Origin of the sequence: Heyndrickxia oleronia, assembly GCF_017809215.1 — a bacterium.
Classification (GTDB): domain Bacteria; phylum Bacillota; class Bacilli; order Bacillales; family Bacillaceae_C; genus Heyndrickxia; species Heyndrickxia oleronia.
In genome coordinates this window covers 387,024-405,775 of record NZ_CP065424.1, presented here as the reverse complement: position 1 = coordinate 405,775, position 18,752 = coordinate 387,024, and the positions used below count along the sequence as shown (strand labels likewise).

At 35.6% G+C, this 18,752-nt stretch carries 17 protein-coding genes; 1 reads left to right on the top strand and 16 read right to left on the bottom strand.

The annotated features are described in order from the left end of the window. Nucleotides 1-78 precede the first annotated feature (78 nt). From I5818_RS02155 to I5818_RS02140, 4 genes are all read right to left on the bottom strand, one after another. Entirely contained in the window at nucleotides 79-1,296 is a 1,218-nt protein-coding gene (locus I5818_RS02155) for an MFS transporter (RefSeq protein WP_078109514.1), read from the bottom strand. 86 nt (nucleotides 1,297-1,382) lie between these two features. Further along, on the bottom strand, nucleotides 1,383-1,958 hold the full coding sequence (locus tag I5818_RS02150; protein WP_078109515.1) for a DUF2087 domain-containing protein: 576 nt from the start codon (nucleotides 1,956-1,958) through the stop codon (nucleotides 1,383-1,385). A 330-nt stretch (nucleotides 1,959-2,288) separates the two neighbouring features. Further along, complete coding sequence (locus tag I5818_RS25950) at nucleotides 2,289-3,224, bottom strand: M15 family metallopeptidase (protein WP_078109516.1); 936 nt, start codon at nucleotides 3,222-3,224, stop codon at nucleotides 2,289-2,291. Between the two features lie 141 nt (nucleotides 3,225-3,365). Further along, complete coding sequence (locus I5818_RS02140) at nucleotides 3,366-4,460, bottom strand: citrate synthase/methylcitrate synthase (protein ID WP_078109517.1); 1,095 nt, start codon at nucleotides 4,458-4,460, stop codon at nucleotides 3,366-3,368. Between the two features lie 159 nt (nucleotides 4,461-4,619). Between I5818_RS02140 and I5818_RS02135 the strand changes: the two genes are divergently transcribed. After that, nucleotides 4,620-5,498, top strand: a complete 879-nt coding sequence (locus I5818_RS02135) for a LysR family transcriptional regulator (protein WP_071977222.1) — start codon at nucleotides 4,620-4,622, stop codon at nucleotides 5,496-5,498. Between the two features lie 155 nt (nucleotides 5,499-5,653). Here I5818_RS02135 and I5818_RS02130 read toward each other — a convergent pair whose 3' ends face one another. From I5818_RS02130 to brnQ, 12 genes are all read right to left on the bottom strand, one after another. Beyond that, complete coding sequence (locus tag I5818_RS02130) at nucleotides 5,654-6,181, bottom strand: GNAT family N-acetyltransferase (RefSeq protein ID WP_078109518.1); 528 nt, start codon at nucleotides 6,179-6,181, stop codon at nucleotides 5,654-5,656. Between the two features lie 161 nt (nucleotides 6,182-6,342). Continuing rightward, nucleotides 6,343-7,776, bottom strand: a complete 1,434-nt coding sequence (locus tag I5818_RS02125; protein ID WP_078109519.1) for a sensor histidine kinase — start codon at nucleotides 7,774-7,776, stop codon at nucleotides 6,343-6,345. Continuing rightward, entirely contained in the window at nucleotides 7,764-8,444 is a 681-nt protein-coding gene (locus tag I5818_RS02120) for a response regulator transcription factor (RefSeq protein ID WP_078109520.1), read from the bottom strand. The genes I5818_RS02125 and I5818_RS02120 overlap by 13 nt, the downstream gene beginning before the upstream one ends. A 7-nt stretch (nucleotides 8,445-8,451) precedes the next feature. Next, nucleotides 8,452-9,222, bottom strand: coding sequence for an ABC transporter permease (locus tag I5818_RS02115; protein WP_058004017.1), 771 nt, complete (start codon nucleotides 9,220-9,222; stop codon nucleotides 8,452-8,454). Nucleotides 9,223-9,234: 12 nt separating this feature from the next. Continuing rightward, a complete protein-coding gene (locus I5818_RS02110; protein WP_058004016.1) occupies nucleotides 9,235-10,062 on the bottom strand; it encodes an ABC transporter permease in 828 nt (275 codons plus the stop codon). After that, nucleotides 10,059-10,763, bottom strand: a complete 705-nt coding sequence (locus I5818_RS02105) for an ABC transporter ATP-binding protein (protein ID WP_078109521.1) — start codon at nucleotides 10,761-10,763, stop codon at nucleotides 10,059-10,061. Before I5818_RS02105 ends, I5818_RS02110 begins: the two co-directional genes overlap by 4 nt. A 183-nt stretch (nucleotides 10,764-10,946) precedes the next feature. Then, nucleotides 10,947-11,996 (bottom strand): sensor histidine kinase, encoded by a 1,050-nt coding sequence (locus I5818_RS02100; protein ID WP_078109522.1) that lies wholly within the window; start codon nucleotides 11,994-11,996, stop codon nucleotides 10,947-10,949. Next, nucleotides 11,993-12,667, bottom strand: coding sequence for a response regulator transcription factor (locus tag I5818_RS02095; RefSeq protein WP_078109523.1), 675 nt, complete (start codon nucleotides 12,665-12,667; stop codon nucleotides 11,993-11,995). Before I5818_RS02095 ends, I5818_RS02100 begins: the two co-directional genes overlap by 4 nt. Before the next feature lie 18 nt (nucleotides 12,668-12,685). Next, nucleotides 12,686-14,443: an ABC transporter ATP-binding protein gene (locus I5818_RS02090; RefSeq protein WP_078109524.1), complete on the bottom strand. Its 1,758-nt coding sequence runs from the start codon at nucleotides 14,441-14,443 to the stop codon at nucleotides 12,686-12,688. Nucleotides 14,444-14,531: 88 nt separating this feature from the next. Continuing rightward, nucleotides 14,532-14,819 carry a hypothetical protein gene (locus I5818_RS02085; RefSeq protein ID WP_209391845.1) on the bottom strand — a complete coding sequence of 96 codons (288 nt, stop codon included), beginning with the start codon at nucleotides 14,817-14,819 and terminating at the stop codon, nucleotides 14,532-14,534. 1,073 nt (nucleotides 14,820-15,892) lie between these two features. Continuing rightward, complete coding sequence (locus I5818_RS02080) at nucleotides 15,893-16,870, bottom strand: LCP family protein (protein ID WP_058004010.1); 978 nt, start codon at nucleotides 16,868-16,870, stop codon at nucleotides 15,893-15,895. A gap of 411 nt (nucleotides 16,871-17,281) precedes the next feature. After that, on the bottom strand, nucleotides 17,282-18,601 hold the full coding sequence (gene brnQ, locus I5818_RS02075) for a branched-chain amino acid transport system II carrier protein (protein ID WP_078109283.1): 1,320 nt from the start codon (nucleotides 18,599-18,601) through the stop codon (nucleotides 17,282-17,284). Nucleotides 18,602-18,752: the final 151 nt, after the last annotated feature.

Here is an 18,752-nt window from a genome sequence, read left to right as displayed (position 1 = left end):
CCATTTATCTAGTTGTATTAATCATAATGTTCCAATAATTATTTTACACCACATTTCTCCTCAAAGTAATACATTCATCTAAATATTGCGAAAATATTTTACATATTTCTTCCTTTTTATTCTCAACATAAAAATCAAAGAAATGGCTACAAACATAAAAGATATGCCTCCAAGACATCCTAATAATCGTGGATCAATGATTTCTAAGACTATACCAGCTAAAAACATCGATATTCCCAGCAATGTATTCGATATTGTGGCAGATAGAGCAAACATTGTACCTTGATATTTTTCGGGTACCTCCTTCATTAAAACAGTATCAAAGCAAGCATTTCCAATCCCCGACATAAGTGCAATAAAACAGAAAACCACAAACGAAAGGAATACCAAATAGACCTGACTTAATAGGACTAGTCCTAATCCTTCCAATATTAAACAGAAAAGTCCTATCATTAAAAAATGCTTCTTTATTCTCTTTGCAACTGTAAAGCTTGTAATTAACCCAATCCCAAGCGCTCCATAAAAAAGCCCCACCCCTACTTCGCCAAGTTTGTATTCTTCTACTGCGTAAATACTAATTAACACATTATCGATTCCGTTCAGCAATGAAATAATAAATTCACATAATAAAATCACTTGTAAAGGTAAAGAAAGTATAATTACCTTTTTTAGTTCAGAAAGAAATCTTGAATTAGATTGATTTGAATTGTTATCAAAGTCTATTTCAGGAAAAGTAATGCTGGAAATAAAAAGGGCAGCAACTAAAAATGATAATCCATTCAACCAAAAAGTCATATCTGGTCCAAATAAATAAGAAACGAGGCCTCCTGAAAATGCCCCTCCAATTAATACAACACCAACCATTACTTGTTCCAAACTATTTACCATTAATAGGTTTTCTTTTTTTACCATTCTAGGAATCGAGGCCTTTCGTGTCGGGGCATAAATTGCTTCACCTGCCGCTAAAATGAAGGAGCCTATATAAATAATCCAGATATCCTCTTTACTATTTACAAGCAAAAAAGATAATGCAAAGAAGATTCGCACAAGATCCGTTGTGATCAGCACCCGTTTTCTTGAAAAGCGATCTGCAAGCCGCCCACCTAAAGGACCAAATAACAGGAAAGGAAGTAAACGAAGAGCCATTGTTACTCCCACCGCTAGACCAGATCCTGTTAGTTGAATAATTAAAGTAAGCATAGCAACCTGGCTAAATCTATCCCCAATTCCATTAATAATTCCCGCTGCAAATAATTTTCGGTATGATTTTTCTTGTTTCAATAAGGATATCTTCATTTTATCCACCTACTTTAATGATTATCTAATTAAATAAATGTCGAATTAGTTGAACAAAAAAATATGGATAGGTTCTATCCATTTTTTTAGCGCAGCCACCATAATTCAGGCGGATTCATTTCATACTCATTATTTTCTCGGTACATAAATTGACACATAATCAATTCACGTCTTAAAGTTGCATAGTCTTCATGAAATCGCTTTAAGTATTCATTCACTTCTTTTTCAGGATACACCTTTCCAAATTCAAAGCCTCTTACAATATGCGCTAATATCACCAGCTTTTTCTTTCGTTGCGCAGGTATAGTTTTTAACTTACCATCCCTTGTAAAGAAATTATTAATAATACTCGCTCTCTCTGTTTCTGTAACTGTCATTTCCATATGATCTCCCCCTTTTCCTACAGTTAATATCGCCATGGCACTTCCTTTAAGAATCTTTTCATTTAAAGAAAAATAGATAGTATTTTTTTCACGCCTTTCCTTAATTAGCCCCACCTCACGCAGTTTTGCTATATGATGAGTAATAGTTGGCGGCTTTAAGCCTAGCTTTCCAGCAATCGCCTGTCCATGAAGAGGTCCTTGCTGTAACAGTGCAATAATCCTCACTCTCGTTAAATCCCCCAAAGCTTTATGAAAATCAACAATTTTACTCATTTGCATACTATACACCCCTAATTCAACATTTATCTAATTAGATAATAATAAAACTAACTTATTTTTACAAGTCTTTTCAGAATATTTTGTAGCCTATTATTCAATTTGCCTGGTTTATTACGATCACAATGGTATTCTTGAACTGTTTAAGTGGTTCGATGCTTTTTGACTGGTTTATACACTTTTTTGAGTGGTTATCGTATATTTTTATTGGCTCGCCACCTCTTTTGAGTGGTTCATTTTTCCCTTTGCATAATAAAAAATAATGGCCCATACTGATAACAGTACAGGCCATTAGAATCTATATAAAATGCGGGGGGCGCATTGATTTGCTTCTTAAATTCCCTTTTTATTTTGAAAATATTCTTCAAGGGTGATTCCCTTATGGTATATTTCAGTTGCAATTTCCTTTCCTACATATCGAAAATGCCATGGTTCAAATTGATATTTTGTAATATTCTCTTTTCCCTTTGGATATCGGAGAATAAATCCATATTCATGGGCATGTTCCGCTAACCACTTACCTTCTGGTTTATATTCAAAGCTTTCATCTAACGTATAGTTCATGCTCGCTGCTGAAATATCCATTGTTAATCCTGTCTGGTGTTCACTCGTTCCCGGTTTCGCCACTGCAAGCTCCGCTTTTTGGCGACCAACTTGTTCAATTTCCCGATTGAATAAATATTCTTGGGTTTCATAGGAACGAAAACCTGATGCAGCATAAAGCTGAATCCCATTTGAGGAAGCTTGATTGAACATCCTCTCTAGTGCATCTGCTGCTTCTGCTCGCATTAATGCCTTATCTAGCTGCTGACTCCCGAAAGTAAACTTCACTTTTGGACGGACGAGATCATTTGGACGATATCCTTTAGGCAGTGCATTGGATTTATTGACCATAACAGTTATCGCAGTCGGATTACCAACAACAGAGACAGAATCCTGCTTGGAATGATCAACAACTTTATCTGATGATTGACTTATTTGATCATTCTGAGGTACTTCTTTCCTCTGATCTGATTGCGTCTCGTTATTTTCATTCTGATCCTGTTTACTACCGTCATTTCCCTTTGTATTATTTTCAGTAATTTGATCACTACTATCGCCTTGAATGTCTCCCTGTTGATTATTATCGGTATCTTCTTGTGATTGATTATTATCAACCCCTGAAGATACTTCCTTATTCCCTGTTGCCTGATTAGACAGGTGATCTTTGTCACCACATCCCGCAAGAAGGAGGATGATTAAACATGAAGCAAGAGCCAATTTATTCATTAGAAGTCCCCTTATTTATTATCACTATTACAGACGTTTTAAGGTGGAAAAAGGTTTCAATATTTCTTTTCAATATAGAAGATTTTTTCTCTACAACATCATAGGAGCCATCTGACTGTCAGATGGCTCCTCTTGAATTTTTTATGATAAAGTAGGTAATTGTCCAATATACTGAGATTCCGGTCGAAAGATAACATTTCTCTCTGCTTGCTCTAATACATGTGCTGTCCAACCTACTATTCTACTCGCTGTAAATGTCGGGGTGAACAAGTCATCCTCCAAATGAATGGAGCGCATGACTGCAGCGGCAAAAAACTCAACATTTGTGTACAGCTTTCGGCCCGGTTTATATTCTTCTAATAGTTGAATGGCTGTTTCCTCAACATACAGTGCAAGTGCAAGCCACGGATCATCCTGACCAACCTCTAATGCTTTTTCCTTCAATGCTAATGCTCTCGGATCCTTTGTTTTATAAACCCTATGACCGAACCCCATTAGTCTTTCTCCATTTTCCAATTTCTCTCTCAACCAACTCTCAGCATTTTCCTTTCTTCCGATACCATTGAGCATTTTCGTTACATCTGAAGGTGCTCCCCCATGAAGCGGGCCCTTCATCGTTCCAATAGCAGAGGTAATCGCAGATATCATATCCGACTCAGTGGAAATCGTCACTCTTGCAGAAAATGTCGATGCATTCATTCCATGCTCCAATGTTAATATCATATATGTTTCTAATGTTTTCACATGAACATTGGATGGTGTTTCACCAGTTAACATATATAAATAATTCGCAACATGATCATAATTTTCATGTGGAGCAACGGGAGATTTCCCTGCTTTTCGCCTATGCCAATAAGCGATGATCGTTGGAATTATAGCTGTTAATTGAATTGCTTCCTCGACAGTTGGCTTCCATTGGAAATGCGAATTCCCCAAACTTGAAATCAACGTTCTTAGTACACTCATTATCTCCATATCAGTAGGGAGAAGATGAAGCATCTTTTCCATATGCTCGGGTAATACCCGATACTTCTTTAATTTTTCACTAAGTAACTCCACCTCTGTTTGAGAGGGCAGGGACCCATTCCATATAAAATATGCTGCTTCTTCAAATGAATAATTCAGTGCAATATCCTTCGCTTCCAGCCCCCGGTATACTAAATGCCCTTTCTCCCCATCGATATAGCTAATTGCTGTTTCAGCAGCAATAACTCCCTTTAATCCGTGTTGAAGCATTTTATCATCCTCCTTGTTTTTATGAGAATTCAATGTGTTCTAATTTCTTATAATCAACTATCTCTATTGGTTATCTTAAGTATAGATGCTATAATCGATTAAAAAAATTAAACATTTTTAATCAATTCAATTAATTTTTGTAATTAAGGGTGAAATATAGTGGAATTAAAATGGTTGCATACCTTTATTGCGGCAGCTAGGCACGAGAATTTTCGCAAAACAGCAGAAGAGCTTTTTATTTCTCAACCAACTGTTACAGTCCATATTAAACTCTTAGAAGAAGAAATAGGCAGTTCATTGTTTGAAAGAGAAGGAAGAAAAATTATTCTAACAGAAGCAGGGAAAAAGTTTATTCCAATTGCTAGAACTATGATTGGAGTATACGAAGAAGGCAAAGCGGAAATGGACCGTTTTCGACAGGGCTACACACAAAAACTAATTTTAGCGATGTCTCCATTAATAGCCGAGTCCATTATGCCCTATGTCCTAAAAAAATTTATGCTTGCCTATCCAAACATCGAAATCTCCGTTCAAGTTTTAGATTCTATCAAAATACCTGAAGCGGTTCTGTCTGGAAAAGTTGATCTAGGTCTATCACGTTCAGAAATAAAAAATGCCGACCTGACTTGTCGACCCTTATATGAAGATCCCGTCATTCTTGTAGTCCCGCATGATGGAAGAGATAGTGAAACAGCCCCACCGCTTGATGCCGAGGAGCTATTAATGAATCATTATTTAATTACCCATAACCATCCTGAATATTGGGATGGACTTCTTAGATCCCTTCGCTTAAAAATTCCTACGATTAAAACAATGGCTGTATCACAAGTACATGTAACAAGGCGTTTTATTATGGAGGGACTTGGTATATCCTTTCTACCTTCTTCAACTGTCCGACGGGAATTATTAGAAGGGCGCTTACTCGAAGCACCCTGTCCTTTTTTACACCTACCTGTTGCTAAAACCTACGCTATTCTCAAATACGAAAGCGAAAAAGAAACTCAGTTTTTACAATTTTTATCCCAGTTTCGTTTGTAAAGCTCTTTTCTCAAACTTGATGTTAATAAATTTAATTTTTGACTAATAGAAAGATAGATTAAAAACGTCAAACGCTTCATTCCACTGAGAAAAGAGCTACTAACCATACGAAAACAACCAAGTAAAAAAGTGTAAATCATTTATAGATTTACACTTCACTTAGCTTTTCTATTATATTTTAAATTAAACGTATCCTTCATAAAGGCTACAAGGAACTCCTTGTCCGTTTCATAGACTTTTCCAAACCCAAACCGAAGTAGAGCGTCATGTCCTTCTTTATTATCCTTGTTTGTGGAATACCTCATGATTTCTCCATTCCAAACATTAAAATAGTAGTCTAGCATCAGTTTTGCTGCTTCCAATGCATAGCCTTTCCTTCTTTCACCAAAGGCAATTTTAATATTAAGGGTCGCTGTTTTGGCAATTTTATCGAAATCATGAAAACTTATTTCTCCAACTGGCTTATTAGCTTTATTAAAAATCAGACAGTAAAAGTGCTTTCCGTTACTAGGATTTACAACAACTTCATACCAGCGTCTTTTTTCCTCGTCAGTGAATTGAATTGGGCCACCGATTGTTTTCATTGTTTCTTCATCCGCCCATAGCCATGTCACATACTCTAAGTCTTCGAAACTAGGTTTTCTCAGTGAAACGTTTTTTCCTTCTAAAGCAAACTGATTCATCGATGATCCCCCGCTATTTCTGTATAATAATATCCCGTATATATATTATACGGGATTTTTCATTAAATTCCTTTGGTTAATGTTACCGTTTTCATTTTGTTTTAATGTAAATTTGACATTTTCGAATAATTGTCAAATTTACGTTAAAACAAATGATGCTATCATGTCATTTCACTTATGATTATTTTTGTAAACGCTCCACCCTCAGGTCGATTTTGAATAGTTATAGCTCCATGATGTTTCTTTACAATCGTTTGTGCAATATAGAGGCCTAATCCGAAATTAGCTTCGTTTCCTGACCTAGACTCATCTTCACGATAAAATTTATCAAACACTTTCTCAGTGGCTTTACTTTTAAAGCCGGGTCCATTATCCATGATTTCAAAAATGATGGTCCCATAACCAATTGTTGTATCCCAATGAATTTGCCCCTTTTCTGAGCAATAGCGAATACTATTTGTAATAATATTGTCTAATACTTGCGAAATACGGTATGGATCCATTTTCATTTTTTCTTTCCCTTTTATAGAGTACCTTAGTGTAATCTGTTTCTTTGAACAAAGAACTTTATATTCTTCGACCTTATTCTGGATAAATTCTTCTATATCTACTAGCACAGGCTCAATAGTAAAATCACTCCGGTCAATTGCTGATACTTCATTTAACTGATCAATCAGTCTAATTGAACGTTTTGTACTTGATTCAATCGTTTGTAAATATCGATTGAGACGTTCGGTATTATGAAAACCACCCGATAATAGCCCTTCAATATGTCCATTAATTATCGTCAAAGGCGTACGCAAATCATGTGCAATAGCAGCAACCATTTCCTTCCTCTCTTCCTCTAATTGCCACTGTCTAAGAAGAGATTCTCTCAGAGCAAGTCGCATCTCTTCAAATGAACAAATCAGTTGATTTAACTCTTTAGATGACTTTGATTCAACTAATTGAAAATCCAAATCCTGTGTTTGAATTTTCCTTGCTCCCTCCATCAAATGTTGAAATGGTATCTCAATTTTTTTACTAAATCTTTTTCCAATCAGATAAGAAAAAAGATAGAAATAAATAAATGGACAAGCAAATGAGAGAATGAGAAGTGCCCCCAGTAATAAACTTTTCTCTGGATTTGCTCCTATTAGGCTAAGCTTATAGCGAAAGCCAATAGCTCCTACCAGCCCCTTCTTTTGATTAAATAAGGGATGCATAACAATAATTCGATCTAAATCATATATATTTTTATTAAAACTGCTTACTAATTCACGTTCGTTTTTCACATATTCCTTTTTCATTGAACCGAAGAGAAAACTTCCATCTTTACTAAGTACTTGATACTCCAAACCATCTAACGGAATTTTCTTTTCTAATTTCGCTTGGTTTTCTATTCTCACCCACCGTTCCCCGTCCTGATCAATCTCTTTAACTATTCGCGGAATTTGCTGTTCATAGTAGTTTGCTGGGTTCATATTATTCGATTGAAAAATAAGCAAAAGTAACAAAATCCCCCATGTTAGGGCAGTTGCGACAATGCTGAATATGAGAATTAAGTAAAAGGAGGTAGCGATTTGCTTTCGAATCGGACGAGCTACTTTTCCCATTTGTACCCTACTCCCCAAACGGTTGATATATAACTCTGATCTGGATCATGCTTCGCTAGCTTTGAACGTATCTTTTTGATATGTTCCGTTATTGTTGAAGAATCCCCCTCTGCATCATATCCCCAAATTCTTTCATACATACTTTCACGAGAAAAGACCTGACCGGGATGGAGAGCAAGAAATTGAATCATTTCAAACTCCTTCGATGTAAAGGAAAGCCTTTCATTTAAGTAATAAACCTCATACCCTTCTAAATCAATCATTAAGTTACCAAAATACAAACATTTCTTTGTTTCTTCGGCTAGCCTATGTTCCCTTCGTAAGTGGGCAATAATTCTTGCATGTAATTCTTTTAAGCTAAATGGTTTAGTAAGATAATCATCTCCTCCAACCATTAATCCTCTGATACGATCTTCCTCACTATGTTTAGCACTTAAAAAAATAATGGGACAAGTAACCCTCTTTCTAACTAACTCACAAAGTTCAAATCCATCCATACCAGGCATCATAATATCAAGAATAATCATGTTAGGTTGTCGTTGAAGAGAACGTAACGCTTCTTGTCCATTGTACGCCGTTATCACTTGATATCCCTGTTCCTGAAGATAATCCTTTGTAAATGCAACAATCTCAGGTTCATCGTCAACTATTAATATTTTCGTATCCATTTATCGCTCATCCCATCCATTGCTTCTTTTTCCAAATACCTACATTCAATATCGTACTTATAAAGAATAGCAGAAATAGACTAACATAAAAACCACTCTGACCGATTCCTCCTAATACAGAGAATATAGAATCAGATACAGATAGAAGGTAAACGAAATGGTCCGAAATATAAACGCCGCCTACTAAGCAACCTATCGTCCCTACAAAAGCTAGAATTGAGTTAGGCATAATCACGCTAATCAAACTACAAAGCCCAATTACACTTAAGAAGATGAGAAAAGTCATTGAATAGAATTTCAAGGTATAGATCATCCCTTGAAAGGCATCCATTTTTCCTGTATGAAAAAAAGTGGTTTCACTGACATGTTCCATGACTAGACGTCCAAATAGAGTGGATGTAATCCATGTGATAATTGTTATTCCTAAGAAAATACTTGCTTGAACGACCCACTTTGCTAAAAATAATTTTAATCTTGCTTGCGGACGAATTAACACTAAACGTAAAGCTCCCGAAGTATATTCCCCATTAAAACTATCTACTACCAGCATAGGAATTAAAATAAAATTGATAAATATGCCTACTTCCCTTATAAAGAATGGTGCTGTATTTATTGAATTTAATTGCACTGAATGTTCAGGATCATAGAAACTTAAACCATTCATTCCATACAAAAATAAGCATTCGAATGCTAAAACAATACAATAGATAATTAAACCTATTATCGTTTTCTTTCTTTTAAATGTCCGTTCATACTCACTAACTATGATTCCTTTCATTTCGTACACCCCTCACAAAAAATTATCCTTTTTCCTTGTTACAAAAAAGAGAAAAAGCCCAAATAACAAAATATATCCGATCAAAATGTAGTACATCCAACTAAATTGCTGAGCATTTTCTGAAAGCATTGCGGTTATTCCTTCTGTTTGAATCGCTAGTATAGAAGAAAAATAGAGCTTTGTAGTCATTTCATTACCTAGGATCGGTTGGAATAGACGTAAAGTATATTGAAAAACTAAGCTTAATAGTAAAAATCCCACACCTGCACCTAGTGCAGTCGTCGTGGAGTAGGAAATAGTTGCGATAAAAATCAGAACACAACTCATAGCTAATAAAGTAAGCCATGCGACTCCATAAAACTTCAGATTATATACGAAGCCTTCTAATAATGTAAAAGAGTCCTTATGATAAAATTGTGAATAAGCTTCCGGACGCGAAAACATTAAGGAACCAATCAAGTAGCTAATTATGAAATATATGATTAAATACAGTGTCAATACGCCCACCATTACGATGAATTTCGCGAAAAACACCTTTTGAAAAGAATAGGAACGAATCATTACCATTCGTAGCTGTCCTGTTCGATATTCATCTGTAATTATAAACGCAGCCAAGAGTAGAATAATTATGTTAAATGCTGTCATTAACATCTCTGAAAGTCCAAGAATAGGGAAATTCCCAGCTACAGCAAACTGTGGATCATTCTTTGTAAAAGATAGATTCTGTTTCTGATAATATTTTGCTGCAGCAAACACTAGAATTGGTATAGCAACAAATAAAAGCCATGTTGTTTTTCGTTTCCATAATCTTTCCCATTCACTTATGATAAGCTGTTTCATTTTGACACCAACTCAATAAACATTTCTTCAAGGTTCTGTTGATCTTTCAGTTCACCTATCCATACCAGTTCACCTTCGCGAATTATCACTATTTCATCGCATATTTTTTGTAATTCATCTAGAAGATGACTAGAGATGAGAATGGTTTTTTTGTATTGATGTTTTAAAGAAAGAATCAGTTCCCTTAGCTCCCGAATGCCCATTGGATCAAGTCCATTTGCAGGTTCATCCAATATGAGTAAATCTGGATCACCTAATAATGCCTGTGCAATTCCAAGCCGCTGCTTCATTCCTAAAGAATACATTTTTACCTTTTCATCTGCACGCTTCTCTAATCCGACAATTTGTAGCACTTCTTCCACTTTTGGTTTCGTTCCATTTCCATGTAATCTTGCTAAATTTCTCAAATTTTCTCTTCCAGTCATATAAGGGAAAAAGATTGGTGATTCTACAATTGCACCTACATTTGTCATCGCCTCTTCACGATTTTCTACTACATTTTTACCATTAATGAAAATTTGACCTGATGTTGGGCGAATGAGACCCGTTAGCATACGAATAAAAGTAGTCTTCCCTGCCCCATTTGGTCCAAGTAATCCACATATGGCTCCTCTTTCCACCTGTAACGTCAAATTATTAATTAACTTCCTACCTTTCACCTTTTTGGATACGGATTTAAATTCTACTATTTTTTTCATCATTGGATTCCCTCCTATAAGTGGAGTATAAAATGAAAATATAAAGAATTTATAAAGTAAGGTGGAATATTCATTTTTTATTCTAAATCTAGTATTGGTTTTGTTGGACTACAAATCACGTGAAGCTAGAATTTCCAAGACTTTCAAATGCGAGCTTATCATTCCATAAAAAATAGGATGGTAGATCTACCATCCTAGCGGAATAATTACAGTGAACACAGCCCCTTTTCCCTCTTCACTTTCAACAAAGATTGTTCCATGATGCATTTCTATGATTCTTTTGACGATGGATAATCCTAAGCCACTTCCTCCCTTAGATCGTTCTCTCGCTTTATCTGCTTTATAAAATCGTTCAAATATATGGATTTGATCTTCTTTAGACATTCCAATACCAGTATCTACAATTTTCACAATGGCTTTGTCATCTACTTGTTGTAATTGCACATGTATCGTACCAGAAGGAGGAGTAAATTTAATACTATTATGAATTAAATTCATCCATACTTGACTCATTAAATCGTCATCTCCAACAATCGTCACCTTGTCCAATGAGATATCTAATTCTAAATCCTTTTCAGCCCATTGCGGTTCGCAGGCTAAAATGATCGTTCTAATTTGCTTATCCAAAGGAAACTCCTTTTGTTCAAATGGATGATTCGTTGATTCAAGCGAAGTAAGTTTTAACAAATTATCACTTAATTTGGATAATCTTTTACTTTCCGTTTCAATTATTTGGAGGTAATGTGTTCTCTCCTCCTGGGTCAGTTCTTCATATTGGAGTGCACGTGCAAAACCACTGATCGATGTTAATGGGGACTGAATTTCGTGAGATACATTTGAGATGAACTCCTGACGCATATCTTCCATTTGCTTTAGTTTTACAGCCATATGATTAATATTATCGATAATTTTTGTAAACGGATGTTCCCTATTTGTCTTGAATTCCAGGTGAACATTAAAATCACCCTTGGCAATTTTTCTTAACGCATCAATTACCTCTTGAAAGTGAGTTCGTTGCTTCGTTCGAGTAAATAAGGAGATCGTAAAACTAATCCCCCCTAGAATGAAGAAACCAAGAATAACTGCCAGTAAATGTCGAATATAATCGGACATTTGAAAGTGAAACACTGGATAGATATCATTTATGATAAAATAACCGACAGAAAAACTAACGGACATGAGAACAAGAAACATTAGGAACCCAAAAAGATGCTGTAGAAATTTTTTAACTTTCATTTGAGAACCTCAAGCCGGTACCCTAATCCTCTTATTGTTTTTATTCGAAATGGAAATTCTTGATCGGAAAAGCGCTCCCTTAGTCTTTTAATATGCACATCCACTGTTCGTTCATCCCCCTCATAATCATATCCCCAAATATCCTCAATGAGCTGTTCTCTTGAAAAGGTTTTTCCAGGATAGCTGGCCAATTTAAATAACAGCTCAAATTCTTTTAAAGGAATAGTAAAATCCTGATCATAAAACGAAATTTCATGTGTCCTTCGATTAAGTGTAAACCCACCTATCTCAACTGTTTGCGATATAGTAATATTGTATCTTTTTAACAATGCTTTAACCCTTGCCACCAGTTCAATCGGTTCGAAAGGTTTGACTAAATAATCATCCGCTCCTAGTTCAAATCCCTTTACCTTTTGTGTAGTTTCTCCTTTAGCTGTGAGCATTAGAATAGGAATATCACTATATTCCCTAATCTCTTGACACAACTGCCAGCCATCCATATTGGGCATCATAATATCGATAATTGCAAGATCCATCTTCATCTTTTCCATTATATTTAATGCATGTCTTCCATCTGACGCTTCATAAAGCTCGAATCCCTCCTTCTTTAAAAAAAGAAGGACGAGCTCACGTATATATGAATCATCATCAACTATTAGCAGCTTTGACATGGTCCGTCATTCCTTTCCCTACACTGGTTCCTTCATACGTAATTGTTGATTGGCAAATTCACGATAGAGAGTATGTGATTGTACGAGCTCCTCATGTGTACCTTGCCCTGTAATTTTCCCCTTTTCAAAAAATAAAATTTGATCCGCATCAATAACTGTCGATAATCGATGGGCAATTACGAGAGTGGTACGTCCCTTCATTAAGTTTTGTAAAGCTTGTTGAACAACAAGCTCTGATTTGCTGTCCAAACTAGAGGTGGCCTCATCAAGCATTAATATTTTTGGATCCCTCAAAAAGGCGCGAGCAATCGCAATTCTTTGTCTTTGACCACCAGACAGCTTAATCCCTCTTTCCCCTACTTCAGTGTCGAAACCTTGAGGTAGCTCAGTAATAAACTGATCAGCATAAGCCATTTTTGCTACCCGATATAAATCTGCCTCATCCACTTTTCGATCTAAACCATAGCAAATATTATCACGAATCGTTCCTGAAACGATGGGACTTTCTTGTGACACATACCCGATTTGACTTCTCCACGATAACAAGGAGAAATGATGAATTGATTCCCGTCCTAATCGAATTTCTCCTTCCTGTGGTTGATAATATCTCTCTAATAAAGAAAAGAGTGTCGTTTTTCCACTTCCGCTAGGACCTACTATTGCCGTTACTTTACCCGAATCAACTGAAAAGCTAATGTCCTTTAGAACAGGCTCCGCATCACCATAGGAAAAGCTGACATGTTCAACATTAATAGGCTGGTTCACATTTTTTACTTCCTGTTTGATCTTATGCTCTTCTTCCACTGTTTCTAATATTGAAATGATTCGTTCCGTTGCACCTGTTGCTTTTTGAAATTGAGTGAAAAATGTGGTTAATTGTCCCATAGGCATAACAATTTGAAATAAATACATAATAAAAGCGACTAAATCACCTGCTGTTAATACTCCAGAAGAAACTCTCATTCCTCCATAACCAAGAATAACAACAAGTAACAGCATAATCACTAAACCAATCAACGGTGCGATCATAGCTTGAATTTTTGCCTCTTTTAGGCCAAATTGAAATAACTCAGTAATGCCTTTTTTGCCATTTTCATATTCAATCTTTTCCGCATTCGACGCTTTTACTAAACGGACTTCCGATAGTACTTGTTGAATAACAGAAGTAAACTTTGCCGTCTCATCTTGCATTCCTTTTGACACCTTGTGCATTTTCTTCCCTAATGGAAATAAAATAACAAATGATAATGGAATTGCTATAAACATAAGTAATGTCATTTTCCAGTCTAAAATAAGCAAGACAATAATTGAACCGATGATTGAAATAATCCCCGTTAGAAAATTAGCTAAATGGTCGGTAATCAATCCTTTAACCACCGCTGTATCATTTGTCATTCGACTAACCGTTTCACCGGTTTGATTCTCATCATAATAGGATACCGGTAAAACAAGGAGCTTTTTCCATAAACGATCCCTAATTCCCGCTACCACTGACTGTCCGATATGATTCAAAATATAGATGGATATACCACTGGCTAATGCTTGAATAAGCATGGCTACTACAAGTAGTATAATTTTCCCCGTATTTAATGAGCTCAACGAGAAATCATTGATTAGATTTTTCGTAAATAAAGGAACTAAGAGTCCAACAATTGTTGTACTAACACTTAGTACCAAGGCAATACATAATAGTAATTTTGATGGTTTTGTTTGCTTGACTAACCGAACAAATTGCCGCCACCCCGGTTGTTTTATAGTATCTTCCATTTCCTTCATCCTTTCATATCTTGTAAGCACACTATACAATGTTTTTATGAACTGAATATGAATATTTTAAAAAGTCCCCTGCAAATCATATGGTATATTAATAAAAAGCGGAATAATCAATATTATCACCATTTTTTAACAGGATAAGGACATGGCGAATGACATAATTAAAGACAGTTTTCGTAGGGTTTGTTGCCTTTGTAAAAGCCAAACTGCATGTTAAAGGATTCAGAGCGGTCTTATGGAGTTTTCCGCTCTTTTCCTTTGAAATGAAAAGGGGGGAGTTTATTTCTTTCTTCAGGGTAGTCAATCGCACTCTTTCTTTACGGGCTCTCGCACTTTTCTCCTTCCCGGTAACCAATCGCTCTCTTTCGTTACCTGACACACATCATTTCCTCCTTCTCGGTAACCAATCACTCTCTTTTGTTACCAGACACACATATTTTCCTCCTTCTCGGTCATCTATCGCTCTCTTTTGTTACCAGACACACATCATTTCCTCCTTCTCGGTAACCAATCACTCTCTTTCGTTACCAGACACACATATTTTCCTCCTTCTCGGTAACCAATCACTCTCTTTCGTTACCAGACACACATATTTCCCTCCTTCTCGGTCATCATTCGCTCTCTTTTGTTACCCGACACACATATTTTCCTCCTTCTCGGTAACCAATCACTCTCTTTCGTTACCAGACACACATATTTTCCTCCTTCTCGGTCATCTATCGCTCTCTTTTGTTACCAGACACACACGTTTTCCTCCTTCTCGGTCATCTATCGCTCTCTTTTGTTACCAGACACACATATTTTCCTCCTTCTCGGTCATCTATCGCTCTCTTTTGTTACCAGACACACACGTTTTCCTCCTTCTCGGTCATCTATCGCTCTCTTTTGTTACCAGACACACATATTTTCCTCCTTCTCGGTCATCTATCGCTCTCGTTTGTTACCCGACACACATGATTTCATCCTTCTCAGTAACCAATCACTCTCTTTTGTTACCAGACACACATATTTTCCTCCTTCTCGGTCATCATTCGCTCTCTTTTGTTACCCGACACACATATTTTCCTCCTTCTCGGTAACCAATCACTCTCTTTTGTTACCAGACACACACGTTTTCCTCCTTCTCGGTCATCTATAGCTCTAAAAGTTCTCGCACTTTTCTCCCTCTCAAGATTCACACTCTCTCTTTGGGTACTGCTTATTGATTTAACTTTACTCTTAAATAGCAACAATGTTTGAGAAAAGAGACAAAATAAACAATTAGCTCTAAAAGCAAGCCAAGCAATCGAAAAAGAAGAGGATCGCAAACTTTTACTTAGTGACCTAGATACCATTTCACTAAAAAAGAGCTACAAACCTCATAAGAACATTTATAAATATCAAAAAAACAAAAAAGAGGGTACCGATAGGTGTTTTGTTTTCCACTCCTATCGGGTACCCTCTTTTCAAATTTTAAGGATTCGTATCTTCATTTGTTGTTTCTGTGTTGTCCTTATTCCTGTCGTTTAAGAAATCATCGATCGCCTGTTTATTTTTTTCTAAATCCACTTCAAGAACGGATCCAGCATAATCTGAGTAACCTGGTTGATAAGCTCCCTGAACAGGCACAGTCAACGTTTCAATTTTATCTGGTTTGTTTAATAACACCTTGGTTAATAAAGCAATACTATCTGTTTTGCTCATATTTGTTTGTATATAAGGTTGAATCGTTCCGAAGAGCTTCGGTGCCTTCGTAATACCATTTACACTTAAAACTTCATCTTTTAATGCATTAATAACCTTTTGCTGACGTGCAACACGTCCAAAATCAGCTTCAGCATCATGTCTGAATCTTGCATAGCCCAAAAGCTCTTTCCCGTTTAATCTTTGTAATCCTGGTTCAAGCGTTACATCAATATTTTCGGACATTTTCTTTTCAACATCGATTTCAATTCCGTTCGGAGCAAGTGTATCAACAATTTTCTCAAAGCCTTTGAAATCTACCATGACATAGTATTGAACATCTAAACCAAAGTTTTGCTGAATCGTTTTTCTCAATAATTCAGGACCATCTAGGAAAAATGCAGTATTAATTTTCCATTTTTTATAACCAGGAACATCCACAAACATATCACGCATTAAAGATATAATTTTAACATCATCTTTTTTCGGATCATATTGTGCAACCATTATCGTGTCAGTATGTGATTTTTTTTCACCTTCACGCTTATCTATACCTAGTAAAAGGAAGTTTATCCTTCCCTTCGCGTCCTTTTTCCCATTAAATTTTACATCTTCTAGTTTCTCAAAGCCCTCACCGGCTTGGTTTTTACCTATATAGTATTGAGCTGCTGCATAGCCAACAACCCCTAAGATCAATAATAAAACGATGAAGAGAAACACTCTTCTTTTACGTATTCTTCTTTTTTTTCTTTTATATCTAGAATTCATATAATCCCTCAAATTTTTTGTTTTTTAATTATCATGCTATTACTAGCATTGCCTTTATATTATCTTAAAAAAACATAAATTTGTCATCTACAAATATTATTTTTGATAAAATTGGATAAAAAAGTGACGAAATTAAGGGAAATTTGTTATATCCAAGAAAGTTTTTATTAAAAGGCTCATTTCTCAAACATTGTTGCTATTTAAGTAAAGTTATAAGTATAAATATCGTCTGAGCATCGCTACACGTTTTATTTTACTGAGAAAAGAACTGCAATCCCCATAAGAACCGCTAGAATCCTTTATTGGGAGTAAAAGCCGGCAGTTGGGCTTTTACAAAAGCAACAAACGATACGAAAACAGGCTATAAAAAAAAAGGAAATCTGTTGTGATTCCTTTTCAATTCATTCTATTCTATCTTATCTTTTTTATATAAGAAAGTACAAACCCTAAAAACCCTCCAATAATCGCTGGAATCAGCCACCCCATTCCAACTGAATAGAAAGGAAGTATACCTTTTAATAATTGATCAAGTGATCTTATATGTAGTCCCGCCTCTTTCAAGCCATCAATTAAACTAATGATAAAGGTCAAAAACAAACTCCCTATATAAACCTCAGATTTACCCTTAAATATCGAATGAAAGAATGTTAAGAAAATTAAACAAATAGCTAATGGGTAGATAGCAACTAATACTGGTTCGGAGATACTAATTAGCTTCATTAATCCTACATTGGCAAAAATCGCACTAATGATCGACAAAATAACAGAAAACATTTTATACGAAATTTTTGGGAATAGTTTATGAAAATATGATGCACTAGATGTAATTAACCCAATGCTTGTTGTTAAACACGCAGCTAGAACAATGAACCCTATTAAAATTTTTCCATAGGAACCAAAATAATGACTAGATACACCTGCTAAAATAGTCGCACCATTATCTAGCAAACCTAGTTTATTAACACTGCTTGCACCAATATAAGTAAGTGCTGAATAGATAATGGCCAATAATATAGCTGAAAGTAATCCTGCCTTTATACAGGTAATCATAATGTTACTTTTACTTACAATTCCCTTGTCCTTAATCGTCTGAATAACGATAATTCCAAAAACGAAAGCAGCTAAAGTATCCATGGTCAAATAACCATCCTGAAAACCTTTAAAGAATGAATGATTTAAATAAGGTTTTGTAGGGGCTTGAAACTCACCCATTGGATAAATAATTGCTGTAATAATAAGGATAGCTATAAAAATTAAGAGTAATGGCGTTAAAATTTTCCCAACAATATCAACGATCTTTGATGCATTCATCGAAAAATAACAGGTCATACCAAAAAAAATAATCGTGAAGATTAATAATGGTAGGAAGCCAACATCTTCAGGTAAAAATGGTTTTACACCTATTTCATAGGAAACACTTCCTGTTCTCGGAATAGCAAATAGTGGACCAACAGCTAAATAAAGCACAGTAGTAAAAATAAGGCCAAAAACAGGATGTGCTCTACTTGCTAAAGCTTGCAGATCACTTTTCCCAGAATAACCTAATGCCAATACCCCTAGTAATGGCAGACCAACTCCTGTAACAATAAAACCGGCATTCGCTAGCCAAATATTAGAACCCGCAGATTGACCTAACATAACTGGAAATATTAAATTTCCAGCCCCAAAGAACAAGGCAAAAAGCATAAAACCAACTGCTATCACAAACATAAATGATTCTTTCTTTGACAAATGTTTCTCCTCCAGAAAATCAACTAAATAATCAAAATTTACTTAATATTCCCTTTCCAAAAAGGCTATTTTGGAATGAAAGGACTTGTCAGTCTTCCAAACTTTTTATTCGTTTAAACATTCCCTAAATAGCAACGATATTTGAAAAAAT

Coding starts and splice junctions, on each gene's coding strand:
- I5818_RS02155 (WP_078109514.1), bottom strand. CDS start 1,296: ATGAAGATATCCTTATTGAAACAAGAAAAATCATACCGAAAATTATTT.
- I5818_RS02150 (WP_078109515.1), bottom strand. CDS start 1,958: ATGCAAATGAGTAAAATTGTTGATTTTCATAAAGCTTTGGGGGATTTA.
- I5818_RS25950 (WP_078109516.1), bottom strand. CDS start 3,224: ATGAATAAATTGGCTCTTGCTTCATGTTTAATCATCCTCCTTCTTGCG.
- I5818_RS02140 (WP_078109517.1), bottom strand. CDS start 4,460: ATGCTTCAACACGGATTAAAGGGAGTTATTGCTGCTGAAACAGCAATT.
- I5818_RS02130 (WP_078109518.1), bottom strand. CDS start 6,181: ATGAATCAGTTTGCTTTAGAAGGAAAAAACGTTTCACTGAGAAAACCT.
- I5818_RS02125 (WP_078109519.1), bottom strand. CDS start 7,776: ATGGGAAAAGTAGCTCGTCCGATTCGAAAGCAAATCGCTACCTCCTTT.
- I5818_RS02120 (WP_078109520.1), bottom strand. CDS start 8,444: ATGGATACGAAAATATTAATAGTTGACGATGAACCTGAGATTGTTGCA.
- I5818_RS02115 (WP_058004017.1), bottom strand. CDS start 9,222: ATGAAAGGAATCATAGTTAGTGAGTATGAACGGACATTTAAAAGAAAG.
- I5818_RS02110 (WP_058004016.1), bottom strand. CDS start 10,062: ATGAAACAGCTTATCATAAGTGAATGGGAAAGATTATGGAAACGAAAA.
- I5818_RS02105 (WP_078109521.1), bottom strand. CDS start 10,763: ATGATGAAAAAAATAGTAGAATTTAAATCCGTATCCAAAAAGGTGAAA.
- I5818_RS02100 (WP_078109522.1), bottom strand. CDS start 11,996: ATGAAAGTTAAAAAATTTCTACAGCATCTTTTTGGGTTCCTAATGTTT.
- I5818_RS02095 (WP_078109523.1), bottom strand. CDS start 12,667: ATGTCAAAGCTGCTAATAGTTGATGATGATTCATATATACGTGAGCTC.
- I5818_RS02090 (WP_078109524.1), bottom strand. CDS start 14,443: ATGAAGGAAATGGAAGATACTATAAAACAACCGGGGTGGCGGCAATTT.
- I5818_RS02080 (WP_058004010.1), bottom strand. CDS start 16,870: ATGAATTCTAGATATAAAAGAAAAAAAAGAAGAATACGTAAAAGAAGA.